The sequence below is a fragment of the Acidisoma sp. genome, assembly GCF_035492295.1.
Taxonomy (GTDB): domain Bacteria; phylum Pseudomonadota; class Alphaproteobacteria; order Acetobacterales; family Acetobacteraceae; genus Acidisoma.
Genome location: NZ_DATJJK010000162.1, coordinates 1 through 11,197, shown reverse-complemented (window position 1 = coordinate 11,197; position 11,197 = coordinate 1). Strand labels below are relative to the sequence as shown.

Sequence of the window (11,197 nt, the reverse complement as noted above, 5' to 3'; positions counted from 1 at the left end):
CAAGGAGAGTCCCATGACCGCATTTCGCTGCATTGCCATCCCGACCGAGGCCGCGGACCGTTTTCGCCAAACGGGCGAGGACGACAATGGCAACCCCCTCCGCCGCCTCGAGGTGACGGCGCCGAATGTATTTCCCTGCCGCCATTGCCTCAACGCGGGAACCATGGGCGAGATCATGCTGCTGGGGTCCTATCAGATGCCACGCCCGCGGGGCATCTACTGGACGCCCAGCCCGATCTTCGTCCATGAGCGCCCCTGCACCCGCTTCACGACGGAGAATGAGATCGCTCCCATTGTCCGCGTGAATGACCTGATCTCCGTCCGGGCCTATGACGCGGCGGATCAATGCATCTACGACCTGGGGCAGGTCTGTGGGGGCGCCCAGATCGATGCGCCCCTGGAGCGTGCCCTGGCCGATCCGCGCACCTCCTTCGTGAATGTTCACACCGCGCGCCCTGGCTGCTTTCTGTCCCGGGTCGAAGCAGTATTGGAATGAGGGCCGTTCAGGCCCTCCTTCAGTACAGCGTTTCGCGCGTGTGCTCGGGGGCTTCGCGGTCATAGGCCGCGCCATCGAAGCCATCCTGCGTCAGCCGCTGCAGGATGGCGCCCGTGCTCGGCAGCGCCGAGCGCGGCAGGAAGCGCTGCGGATCCCATAGCGCCGAGCGGACAAAGGCCTTGGAGCAGTGGAAATAAACCGTCTCGATCGTCACCAGAATGACCGTCTTGGGCCGCTTGCCCTGGACGATGAAGCGGTCCAGCAACTCGGGTTCGGCGGAGATCACGGCGCGGCCGTTCACGCGCAGCGTCTCGCCCACGCCCGGGATGACGAACAGCAGAGAAATGCGCGGATCGCGGATGATATTGCGCAGATTGTCGGTCCGGTTGTTGCCCGGCCGATCCGGCACGGCGAGGGTGCTGTCGTCCAGGATCTGCACGAAGCCGGGCGCATCTCCTTTCGGCGAGCAATCGAGCCCCTCCGGCCCCACGGTCGCCAGCACGACGAAGGGTGCGGCCTCGATGAGGGCGCGATAATCGGCGTTGAGCCTTGGAATTTCCTTGGCGATCGACCGCGGATTGGCCGGGCCGTAGAGCGCCTCGAGTTCTTCCATCGTCGTGATCATGCAGCCGACCCTCCCACTTCTTTCGGAGAAACATAGTCCGGATCATGGGCGAAGGGCAGTGCCGTGCCCGCCTTGAGCGCCGCGAGCACGACGGCGAAATCCGTCTTTGCCCGGAAGCCCAGCGCACGTTCGGCGAGGCCCGCGTCATAGACCCGGCCGATGGAGGCCGGCAGCCGCCAGCCGCGCGCCGCGTAAAGCGCGGGCGCCTCGGGGAAATGCCGCGTAATGACCGCTGCCGCGTCCCGCTTCAATTCTTCCGCTTCCTCCCGCCGGAAAGGCGTCGGCGCCGACACGACATAGGTTGCAAAGCCGATGGCGGGCGCGCGTTCCAGTGCCCGAAGGTGCGCCTCCGCCATATCCTCCACCGTGCCGCGGCGGTTGAGAAACTCGTTCGCCTTCATATTCTCGCCTGTGAGATCATGATGCGTGTCATCCTCCTCCGGGAAGAAGCGCGCCGTGCGCAGGACGACGCAGGCCAGCCCATGTTCCAGATGGTGCAGCCGGCAGAGCCCCTCGGCACCAAGCTTGGTCACGCCATAGATGTTGCGGGGGCTGAGCGGCCCCGATTCCTCGTCCAGCCAGACGGCGTGGTCCGCCGTCTCGCGCCGGATCGCGTCCGAAATCATGAGCGAGGTGGTGGAGGTGAAGACGAAACGGTCATGCCCGGCCGCCGTCGCCGCTTCCAGCAGGTTCAGCGTCCCGGTCATGTTCACGTCGATGAAATGCTGCGGCGGATAGCGCGCGATGTCCGGCTTGTGCAGCGCGCCGCCATGAATCACGGCCTCGATGCCCTGTTCCGCGAAAACCCGGTCGATCAGACCGCGATCCGCGACCGAGCCCAGGACATCGGTTTCGAGCCCGGGAGCGATGTCGAGCCCCGTCACCGCGTGGCCCGCGGCACGGAGGCGGGGGCCAAGGAAGCGGCCGAGCCAGCCGGATGAACCTGTCAGAAGAATGCGCATGACCGGTATCTAGCCTTCTCCCCTGCCCTCTGTCTCTCCGGCGGAAAATCGCCTATCCGGAGGTTTCCTGCCATTCATCCGATCGGAACGGTGCCTTGACCGAGACTCCTTTGCCCACCCTCACCGCGCTCATCGTCATGGGCGTCTCCGGCAGCGGAAAGTCCACGATCGCTGGCGACCTCGCGCAGCGGCTCGGCTGGCCGATGATCGAGGGGGACGATCTCCATCCTCCCGCCAATATCGCGAAGATGACCAAAGGCGTTCCGCTCGACGATGCGGACCGCAAGCCCTGGCTGGAAGCGATCGCTGCCCGCATCGACGGCTGGCGGCAAAGCGGTACGCAGGGCGTCGTCACCTGCTCCTCGCTCAAGCGCATCTACCGGGATATCCTGCGCGCCGGGCATAAGGACGTGCGCTTCGTCTATCTCGCCGGCAGCTACGACCTGCTCTTCGACCGCATGCAGCACCGCAAGCGTCACTTCATGCCGGCCTCGCTTCTCCAAAGCCAGTTCGCGACGCTGGAAGTGCCGGGCCCGGACGAGGCCATCGCCGTTTCTATCGACCAGCCGGAGGCCGCGATCACGGACGACGTGCTGAAGGAGCTTCATCTCTCGTGACAGGAGCACTCATGCCAGCCGACCGCGCCCTCATCGTCGTCGACATGCAGAATGACTTCATGCCGGGCGGCGCGCTCGCCGTGCCGGAGGGCGATACGATCGTGGAGACGATCAACCGCCTCGCGCGGCGATTCTCGAACGTGGTGCTGACGCAGGACTGGCATTGCCCGGGCCATGCCTCCTTCGCCTCCAGCCACCCGGGGCGCGAGGTCTATGAGACGTTCGATGCTTTTTACGGGCCGCAGGTGCTTTGGCCGGATCACTGCGTGATGGGCACCCCCGGCGCGGATTTGCATCCCGGTCTCGACATCCCCCATGCCGGTCTCATCCTGCGCAAGGGCTATCACAAGGAGGTGGACAGCTACTCCGCCTTCCTGGAGGCCGACCGGAAGACGCGCACCGGGCTGGACGGCTGGCTTGCCAGCCGTGGCATCACGGATATCGTGGTCTGCGGCGTCGCGACCGATTTCTGTGTCGGCTGGACGGCCTGCGATGCGCGGCATTTCGGCCTCACCGTCTCGGTGGTGGAGGAGGCTTCGCGTGGCATCGATCTCGATGGATCCATGGCGCGCGCCCAACGGAACATGGACATCGCCGGGGTGAATGTCGTAACGATGTCGCAACTAGTCGATTAGGCATTATCAAGATTTGTGCCTTCCGGCAGAACCGGAGTTGCTAAATTGTTCCTAGTCTATCAGACTCCACGCGATGATCGGCCAGGGCCCGAGTCGCGGCCCGCTTCTATGCCCTGAGAGGGACGGATTTATGGAAAAGACCAAGGCTCTGGACGCGGCCCTCGTGCAGATCGAGCGGGCCTTCGGCAAAGGCTCCGTCATGCGGATGGGGTCCAAGTCAACGGACGAGCAGATCGAGGTCATCCCCTCGGGCTCGCTCGGGCTTGACCTTGCGCTGGGCATCGGCGGCGTGCCGCGTGGCCGTATCGTGGAAATCTACGGGCCGGAAAGCTCCGGCAAGACGACGCTGGCGCTCCATATCATTGCCGAGGCCCAGAAGCGCGGCGGCACCTGTGCCTTCATCGATGCCGAACATGCGCTCGATCCCGGCTATGCCCGCAAGCTCGGCGTCGATGTCGACAATCTCCTCATCAGCCAGCCCGATGCGGGCGAGCAGGCGCTGGAAATCGCCGATACCCTGGTCCGTTCCGGCGCGATCGACGTGCTGGTGGTCGATAGCGTCGCCGCCCTCGTGCCGCGTGCCGAACTCGAGGGCGAGATGGGCGACAGCCATGTCGGCCTGCACGCCCGCCTCATGAGCCAGGCCCTGCGCAAGCTCACCGGCTCGGTCTCGAAGTCCAAGACGACCTTCATCTTCCTGAATCAGATCCGGATGAAGATCGGCGTCATGTTCGGCAGCCCGGAAACCACTTCGGGCGGCAATGCGCTGAAATTCTACGCCTCCATCCGTCTCGACATTCGCCGCATCGGCTCGATCAAGGAGAAGGATGAGGTGGTCGGCAACGAGACCCGGGTGAAGGTGGTGAAGAACAAGCTCGCGCCCCCCTTCCGCCAGGTCGAGTTCGACATCATGTATGGCGAAGGCGTCAGCAAGATGGGCGAACTCATCGATCTCGGTGCCAAGGCCGGGATCGTCGAGAAGTCGGGCTCCTGGTACAGCTTCGACAATCAGCGCATCGGCCAGGGGCGGAATAATGCCCGGCAGTTCCTGAACGAGAATCCCGTGATCGCGGATGCCATCGAATTGAAGATTCGCGAACATGCGGGCATCGTGGTGAATGCCATGATGGCCGACCCCACGGGAGACGAGCTTGAGGCTGCCGAATGAGACCGAGCCTGCCGAGACAGACATCGCCGTCGAGACTCTGACGGAGCAGGACCACGCACTGATCGCGGCCGCGCGCGCGGTTCTGAAGGAACATTACCGGCCCTTCTGGCACATGGTCTCGGCTGCGATCCGCAGCCGGGACGGGCGGATCTGGACCGGCATCCATCTCGGTGCGACCGTCGGACGCATGCAGGTCTGCGCCGAGCCTATCGCGCTCGGCCGCGCCATTCTCGAAGGCGACGGCACCATCGAGACGGCAGTGGCAATCCGCCATCCAAAGGCGGAGGAAGAGGATCAGAACCTCGCCATCGTCTCCCCCTGCGGCGCCTGCCGCGAGATGATCCTGGATTACGACCGCGACGCGCAGGTCATCGTCCCAGGGCTGCTCGCTCCCCTCAAAATGCCCATCCGCGCACTGTTGCCGCTGCCCTACCGGCGGTAGGAGCCCGGCTTAACCTCTGGTGAAATCCCCGAAATCACCCGCGCCATGCGGCCTTGGTGCTGGTGAAGCCCAGGTCTTTACGATAGCTGAGACGGATGCGTTATTTCTCGACACGCGGCCAGGCCGAGCCGCGAGATTTCGGCGGCGTTCTCCTCGCGGGGCTTGCGGAAGATGGCGGGCTTTTCATGCCCGAGATCTGGCCAGAGCGCTCTGCGGCCGAATGGCGGAGCCTGCGCGACCTGCCCTATGCCGAACTCGCCGCCCAGGTGATCCACCCCTTCCTGGGCGAGACCATGAGTCTCGAGACGCTGCGCATGCTCTGCGATCGCGCCTATGCCCATTTCGACCATCCGGCCCGGGTGCCGCTGGTCCAGCTCGACCATAACCTTTGGGTGCAGGAGCTGTTCCACGGCCCCACCCTCGCCTTCAAGGACATGGCGCTGCAACTCCTCGGCCAGCTCTTCGAGCATGTCCTGACCGAGCGGGACGAGACAGTCACCATCGTGGGTGCGACCTCCGGCGATACCGGCTCGGCCGCGATCGAGGCCTGCCGCGACCGCAGCCGCATCAAGATCGCGATCCTTCATCCCGAAGGCCGCACCAGCGAGGTGCAGCGCCGGCAGATGACGACGGTCACCGCCTCCAATGTCTTCAATGTCGCGGTGAAGGGCACGTTCGACGACTGCCAGGACATGGTGAAGGGCCTCTTCGCGGACGAGACCTTCCGCGGCGACATGAAGTTGACAGCTGTCAACTCCATCAACTGGGCCCGTATCGCGGCGCAGATTCCCTATTACGTGGCCTCGGCCCTGGCGCTCGGTGCGCCGGACCGCGAGGTCGCCTTCGCCGTGCCCACCGGCAATTTCGGCAATGTCCTGGCAGCCTGGGCGGCGCGGCGCATGGGCCTGCCGATCTCGAAGCTGATCATCGGCTCCAACCGCAACGACATTCTCACCCGCTTCCTGGCGGCGAATGACATGACGGCGCGCGGCGTCGAGCCCAGTCTCTCGCCCAGCATGGATATCCAGGTCAGCTCCAATTTCGAACGCCTGCTTTTCGAACTGGTGGATCGAGACCCCGCGGTCACCGCGCAGCTGATGCGGGAATTCCGCGCGACGGGAAAAATGCCGGTGCCGGATGCCGCCTGGAAACGCGCCACCGCGCTCTTCCAGGGCCTGGCACTGAGCGACGGCGAAACCACCACGGCGATCCGCGACATCCATGCCACCACCGGCTATCTCGCCGACCCCCACACGGCGATCGGCATCGCGGCCGCGCGCCACGCGCATCTGTCCCATCCCGTGCCGGTCGTCGCCATGGCGACTGCGCATCCGGCAAAATTCCCCGATGCCGTGCAGGCAGCGACAGGTATTCGCCCTTCCCTGCCGACCCACCTTGCCCATCTGATGTCGGGCAAAGAACGCTTCACCACCGCACCGAACGACCTTGCCGCCGTCGAAACGCTGATCCGCAGCTTCGTCGGCCGCAACGACCATTCCGAGGGAACTGCCTCATGAGCGACGCCATCCGCGTGGAGACCCTGCCGTCCGGCCTCACCGTTGTCACGGAGGAGATGCCCCGGGTCGAAACCGTCTCCTTCGGCGCCTATGTCGCGGCCGGCACGCGCCACGAACAGGCGACGGAAAACGGCGTCTCCCACTTCCTCGAACACATGGCTTTCAAGGGCACGGAAACCCGTTCGGCCGTCGCCATCGCCGAGGAGATCGAGGCGGTCGGCGGCCATATCAACGCCTACACGGCGCGCGAGCAAACGGCCTACTACGTGAAGCTCCTCAAGGAGGACATCGCACTCGGCGCCGACATCATCGGCGATATCCTGACCCATAGCAGCTTCGACCCCGAGGAGCTGGAGCGCGAGCGCGGCGTCATCCTGCAGGAAATCGGTCAGGCGAACGACACGCCGGACGACATCGTCTTCGACCATTTCCAGGAAGCGGCCTTCCCGAACCAGCCCATGGGCCGTCCGACGCTCGGCACGGAAGGCGTCATCCGCGCCATGCCCCGGCACGCGCTGACCAACTACATGCGCGCCCATTACGGCACGCGAAACGTCGTCGTCGCCGCCACCGGCAAGCTCAAGCATGACGAAGTCGTGCGGCTCGCCGAAACACACTTCGCCGACTTGCCGACCTCCCTGGTGCCGGAGGCCATCGCCTCTGACTACCGCGGCGGCGAGTTCCGCGAGGCGCGGGAGCTCGATCAGGTCCATATCGTGCTGGGCTTCCCCTCGGTCTCCTACACGCATCCGGATTTCTACGCTTCGATGATGCTCTCCACCCTGCTCGGTGGCGGCATGTCCTCGCGGCTGTTCCAGGAAATCCGGGAGAAGCGTGGCCTTGTCTATTCCATCTATGCCTTCACGGCGCCGGCCAGCGACACCGGTCTCTTCGGCATTTATGCCGGGACCGGAGAAAGCGAGGCGGAGGAGCTGATGCCGGTGACGCTGGAGGAGCTCCGCCGCGTCCAGCATGACGTCACCGAGACCGAGCTGCAGCGCGCCCGCGCCCAGGCCAAGGCCAGCATCCTGATGTCGCTGGAGAGTACCGGCAGCCGCTGCGAGCAGCTCGCCCGCCAGCTGCAGGTCTATGGCCGCATCGTGCCGGTGGAGGAAATGGTGGCGCAGATCGAGGCGGTGCGGACCGAGGATGTCTGTCGCGCCGCCGCCCGCATCTTCCGCGAGAGGCCGACCCTTGCCGTGCTCGGCCCGGGCGGCAAAGTGCCTGGCCTGACCACGATCACGGAGACGCTCGCCTCATGACCATCGAGACCGAGAAACTCGCCGACCTGCTGGCCGCCGCGAAGCGCGCCGGCGCGGATGAGGCGGATGCCGTCTATTTCGCCGGCACGTCCCTCTCCGTCAGCCGCCGTCTCGGCCAGATCGAGCATGTCGAGCGATCCGAAGGCCGCGATCTCGGCTTACGGGTTTTCGTCGGTGAGCGCTCGGCCATCGTCTCGGCCCCCGGGCTCGACCCCGCGACCTTCGACGACATCGCGGAACGCGCGATCGCCATGGCGCGGCTGGTGCCGCCCGATCCGCTGAGCGGGCTGTTGGACGTCGTGGCCATTCCGCCGCTCGATCTCGACATGGAGGATCAGGCCGAGCCCGATGCCGCCATGCTTGGGCTGCGGGCGGGCGAGGCCGAGGATGCGGCGCTCGCCGTCCCCGGCATCACCAACAGCGAAGGCGCGGATGCGAGCTACAGCCGCAGCGAGGCGGTGCTCGTCACCAGCCGGGGTTTCGCAGGCAGCTACCGACGCACGGGCTACTCGATTTCGGCGACGGCGCTTGCCGGCAGCGGCACCGGCATGCAGCGCGATTACGATTACACCAGCGCCGTGCACCAGGCCGATCTGGACGACCCGGCGCGGATCGGCCGCAGCGCGGCCGAGCGCGCACTGGCGCGCCTCAACCCCACGCGCCCCAAGACCAGCAAGCTCACGGTCGTCTATGACCCGCGCGTCTCGGCAAGCCTGGTCGGGCATCTGGCGGGGGCCGTGAACGGTGCCGGCATCGCCCGCGGCACGAGCTTTCTCCGCGAGAAGATGGGCGAGCGGATTTTTGCGTCCGGCATCACCATCCGGGACGATCCCCATCGCAGGCGCGGGCTGCGCTCGCGCCCCTTCGACGGCGAAGGCCAGCCGACCGTGCCGCTCGACATCATCGCGGATGGCGTGCTGAAGACCTGGGTTCTGGATAGCCGCAGCGCGAAGCAACTCGGCCTCAAGACCACGGGCAGCGCGTCGCGCGGCACCTCTGGGCCGCCGGGCCCCTCGACCTCCAACCTCTATCTCGCAGCCGGCAGCCTGAGTCCCGAAGACCTGATGGCAGATATTAAGGAAGGCCTTTATGTCACGGAGCTGATCGGCTCCGGCATCAACGGCATCACCGGCGATTACAGCCGAGGTGCTGCCGGCTTCATGATCCGAGATGGCAAGCTCGCCGAGCCGGTGGCCGAAATCACGATCGCGGACAATCTGATCGGCATGTTCGCGCGTCTGGTGCCCGCGAACGACCTTCGATTCTTGCGGGGCACCGACGCGCCGACAATCCGAATCGACGACATGACGCTGGCCGGGGCCTGATAATTCCGCTCTCCATCACCATATCGTGACGGTAACCAGTCCAAGGAGTTCTCGCGCGTCATGCGCCGGTTTCTGATCATCGCGGCCGCCCTCATCCCCCTCATGGGGGCGATCGGCGTCGACCAGGCGCAAGCGCGCCTTGGCGGCGGCCATTCCTTCGGCAGCCGGGGGAGCTTCACCTATCGCCCGCCGCGGGCCACCACCATCGCGCCCGGCGCCGCACCCTTCGAGCGCAGCCAGGTGCCCAGTACGCGCAGCGGTTACGGCGCGACTGGCGGCTCCTTCGCGACGCGCCGACCCTTCATGACTGGCCTGCTCGGCGGCTTCATCGGCGCCGGCATCTTCGGCCTGCTCTTCGGCGGCGGCTTCATGCATATGGGCCTCGGCTTCGGCGGCTTGTTTGGCGTTCTGCTCCAACTCCTGATCGTGTTTTTCGTCGTGCGCTGGCTGATCAGGCGTTTCGCGGGGCAGCGCGGCGGCGCCGTGCAGCCGTCGATCTTCGGCCCCGCCCCCGGCGGGCCAATGGGCCGCGACTTCGGCGGACTCGGCCCCGCGCAGGATGCCGTGGGGCCGAGCGTCGCTCCGCTCCAGCTGACGGCCCAGGACCGGCAGGCCTTCGCGCAATGCCTCACCTATGTCCAGCAGGCCTGGGGCGCCGGAGATCTCCGCGCCATCTCTCAGGCTGTGACGCCCGAACTGATGCGCTATTTCCAGGAGCAGGCGCAGACGCTTGCGCGCCAGGGCTGGCGCAACCGCATTTCGGACGTGGCGGTCGAAGCCATGGAACTCTCCGAGGCCTGGAGCGAGGGCGACACGGATTTCGCGACCGTGGCCATGCGCTTCTCGATGATTGACGTGACCGAGGATAGCTCAGGCCGAGTGGTCGATGGTGACCCCAATGTCCGCGCGTTGGTGAGCGAAATCTGGACCTTCACCCGCCGTCGGGGCAGCCACTGGATTCTGGCGGCAATCCAACAGACCAACTGACGCTGCCCCCAAGACCTTTGGGAGAAAAGCTCGGCGCCCAGATGGCGCCGGGCGCGTCCCTGCCATAAGACTCGGCTTCGTAATCATCACAGCGGAGCCTCTTCATGTCCGGTCTCGGCCTTACGCCCCAGCTTCCCGCCCCGGGTTCGGCACCCAGCCACCGCTGGGGCTGGTTCGTCGCCCTCGGCATCATCCAGATCATCATCGGCATCTTCTGCTGGATCGACGTCGTGGCCGCGAGCCTCGCCGGCGTCCTCATCATCGGCGCGCTGCTGGTGGCGGGTGGCGTCTTCCAGATCGTCCACGCCTTCGCCATGCGCGGTTGGAGCGGGTTTCTCCTCTATGTGCTGATTGGCATTCTCTATGTGGTCGGTGGCTTCCTGCTGATGGCCGAGCCGATCCGCGGCTCGCTCATCATCACCGTGGTCATTGCCGTTCTGCTCATCATCAGCGGTATCGCGCGCCTCATCGTGGCCGCGACACACCGGCACATGCCAGGGCTCTGGCTCGTCGTCCTCAGCGGTATCGTGAGCTTTGCGGTGGGCGTCCTGCTCTACGCAAGCCTGCCCTGGTCAAGCCTCTGGGTGCTTGGCACGCTGATCGCTATCGAGTTGGTTTTCCACGGCATTGCGTGGCTCCAGTTCGGTTTCGCGCTTAGGAAACTGCATCGCCCCGCGTGAAATTAAACTATGTTGTATAGTATATTTAGATATTAACTTCCAAATGGTGGGAATGTTCCTATATTGCCTCAACGATTGAGGTGAAGGAGCATTCCCGCATGAGCACCCTGGAAGGTCTGCCCGCAAGCGGCGCACCACCGGCCAGCGAGGCCGACGTACTCTGGTTCCTGCCGACCCATGGCGACGGCCGCTACCTCGCCTCCGATACCGGGGCGCGGCACGTCACCCTCGGCTATCTCAGCCAGATTGCCCGGGCCGCGGACGAACTCGGCTATTTCGGCGTCCTGCTGCCAACCGGTCGCTCCTGCGAGGATTCCTGGGTCGTCGCTTCCGCCATGGTGCCGCTGACCGAGCGGCTGCGCTTTCTGGTCGCGGTGCGGCCGGGCCTGTCCGAACCCTCGATGACGGCGCGGATGGCCGCGACCCTCGACCGGCTGTCCGGCGGCCGCCTGCTGGTCAATGTCGTCGCCGGCGGCGATCC

Annotated in this window: 13 protein-coding genes; 11 read left to right on the top strand and 2 right to left on the bottom strand. The window is 65.6% G+C overall.

Annotated elements, in window-relative coordinates:
- Positions 1 to 13 precede the first annotated feature (13 nt).
- Positions 14 to 496 carry a DUF1203 domain-containing protein gene (locus VL752_RS11745; RefSeq protein ID WP_325355378.1) on the top strand — a complete coding sequence of 161 codons (483 nt, stop codon included), beginning with the start codon at positions 14 to 16 and terminating at the stop codon, positions 494 to 496.
- Positions 497 to 515: 19 nt separating this feature from the next.
- On the opposite strand, the gene VL752_RS11740 is transcribed toward VL752_RS11745, so the two are convergent.
- Together VL752_RS11740 and VL752_RS11735 are read right to left on the bottom strand one after the other, a co-directional pair.
- Positions 516 to 1,121: a pyridoxamine 5'-phosphate oxidase family protein gene (locus tag VL752_RS11740; protein ID WP_325355376.1), complete on the bottom strand. Its 606-nt coding sequence runs from the start codon at positions 1,119 to 1,121 to the stop codon at positions 516 to 518.
- Positions 1,118 to 2,083, bottom strand: coding sequence for an NAD-dependent epimerase/dehydratase family protein (locus VL752_RS11735; RefSeq protein WP_325355374.1), 966 nt, complete (start codon positions 2,081 to 2,083; stop codon positions 1,118 to 1,120). Before VL752_RS11735 ends, VL752_RS11740 begins: the two co-directional genes overlap by 4 nt.
- A 95-nt stretch (positions 2,084 to 2,178) precedes the next feature.
- Here VL752_RS11735 and VL752_RS11730 point away from each other — a divergent pair, with 95 nt between their 5' ends.
- From VL752_RS11730 to VL752_RS11685, 10 genes are all read left to right on the top strand, one after another.
- Positions 2,179 to 2,700: a gluconokinase gene (locus VL752_RS11730; RefSeq protein ID WP_325355372.1), complete on the top strand. Its 522-nt coding sequence runs from the start codon at positions 2,179 to 2,181 to the stop codon at positions 2,698 to 2,700.
- 11 nt (positions 2,701 to 2,711) lie between these two features.
- Positions 2,712 to 3,335, top strand: a complete 624-nt coding sequence (gene pncA, locus VL752_RS11725) for a bifunctional nicotinamidase/pyrazinamidase (RefSeq protein WP_325355370.1) — start codon at positions 2,712 to 2,714, stop codon at positions 3,333 to 3,335.
- A gap of 130 nt (positions 3,336 to 3,465) precedes the next feature.
- On the top strand, positions 3,466 to 4,503 hold the full coding sequence (recA, locus tag VL752_RS11720) for a recombinase RecA (protein ID WP_325355368.1): 1,038 nt from the start codon (positions 3,466 to 3,468) through the stop codon (positions 4,501 to 4,503).
- Complete coding sequence (locus VL752_RS11715) at positions 4,487 to 4,945, top strand: cytidine deaminase (protein ID WP_325355366.1); 459 nt, start codon at positions 4,487 to 4,489, stop codon at positions 4,943 to 4,945. Before recA ends, VL752_RS11715 begins: the two co-directional genes overlap by 17 nt.
- 95 nt (positions 4,946 to 5,040) lie before the next feature.
- A complete protein-coding gene (thrC, locus tag VL752_RS11710; RefSeq protein WP_325355364.1) occupies positions 5,041 to 6,462 on the top strand; it encodes a threonine synthase in 1,422 nt (473 codons plus the stop codon).
- Complete coding sequence (locus VL752_RS11705) at positions 6,459 to 7,724, top strand: M16 family metallopeptidase (protein ID WP_325355362.1); 1,266 nt, start codon at positions 6,459 to 6,461, stop codon at positions 7,722 to 7,724. The genes thrC and VL752_RS11705 overlap by 4 nt, the downstream gene beginning before the upstream one ends.
- Positions 7,721 to 9,049, top strand: coding sequence for a TldD/PmbA family protein (locus VL752_RS11700; protein WP_325355360.1), 1,329 nt, complete (start codon positions 7,721 to 7,723; stop codon positions 9,047 to 9,049). Before VL752_RS11705 ends, VL752_RS11700 begins: the two co-directional genes overlap by 4 nt.
- Positions 9,050 to 9,109: 60 nt before the next feature.
- The gene (locus tag VL752_RS11695; RefSeq protein ID WP_325355358.1) at positions 9,110 to 10,036 is read left to right on the top strand and encodes a Tim44 domain-containing protein; all 927 of its coding nucleotides are present in this window, start codon (positions 9,110 to 9,112) and stop codon (positions 10,034 to 10,036) included.
- Between the two features lie 104 nt (positions 10,037 to 10,140).
- Positions 10,141 to 10,716 (top strand): HdeD family acid-resistance protein, encoded by a 576-nt coding sequence (locus VL752_RS11690; protein ID WP_325355356.1) that lies wholly within the window; start codon positions 10,141 to 10,143, stop codon positions 10,714 to 10,716.
- A 98-nt stretch (positions 10,717 to 10,814) separates the two neighbouring features.
- Positions 10,815 to 11,197 (top strand): LLM class flavin-dependent oxidoreductase (locus VL752_RS11685; protein WP_325355354.1); only part of this gene is annotated, 383 nt, incomplete at its 3' end.

Coding starts and splice junctions, on each gene's coding strand:
- VL752_RS11745 (WP_325355378.1), top strand. CDS start 14: ATGACCGCATTTCGCTGCATTGCCATCCCGACCGAGGCCGCGGACCGT.
- VL752_RS11740 (WP_325355376.1), bottom strand. CDS start 1,121: ATGATCACGACGATGGAAGAACTCGAGGCGCTCTACGGCCCGGCCAAT.
- VL752_RS11735 (WP_325355374.1), bottom strand. CDS start 2,083: ATGCGCATTCTTCTGACAGGTTCATCCGGCTGGCTCGGCCGCTTCCTT.
- pncA (WP_325355370.1), top strand. CDS start 2,712: ATGCCAGCCGACCGCGCCCTCATCGTCGTCGACATGCAGAATGACTTC.
- recA (WP_325355368.1), top strand. CDS start 3,466: ATGGAAAAGACCAAGGCTCTGGACGCGGCCCTCGTGCAGATCGAGCGG.
- thrC (WP_325355364.1), top strand. CDS start 5,041: ATGCGTTATTTCTCGACACGCGGCCAGGCCGAGCCGCGAGATTTCGGC.
- VL752_RS11705 (WP_325355362.1), top strand. CDS start 6,459: ATGAGCGACGCCATCCGCGTGGAGACCCTGCCGTCCGGCCTCACCGTT.
- VL752_RS11700 (WP_325355360.1), top strand. CDS start 7,721: ATGACCATCGAGACCGAGAAACTCGCCGACCTGCTGGCCGCCGCGAAG.
- VL752_RS11695 (WP_325355358.1), top strand. CDS start 9,110: ATGCGCCGGTTTCTGATCATCGCGGCCGCCCTCATCCCCCTCATGGGG.
- VL752_RS11690 (WP_325355356.1), top strand. CDS start 10,141: ATGTCCGGTCTCGGCCTTACGCCCCAGCTTCCCGCCCCGGGTTCGGCA.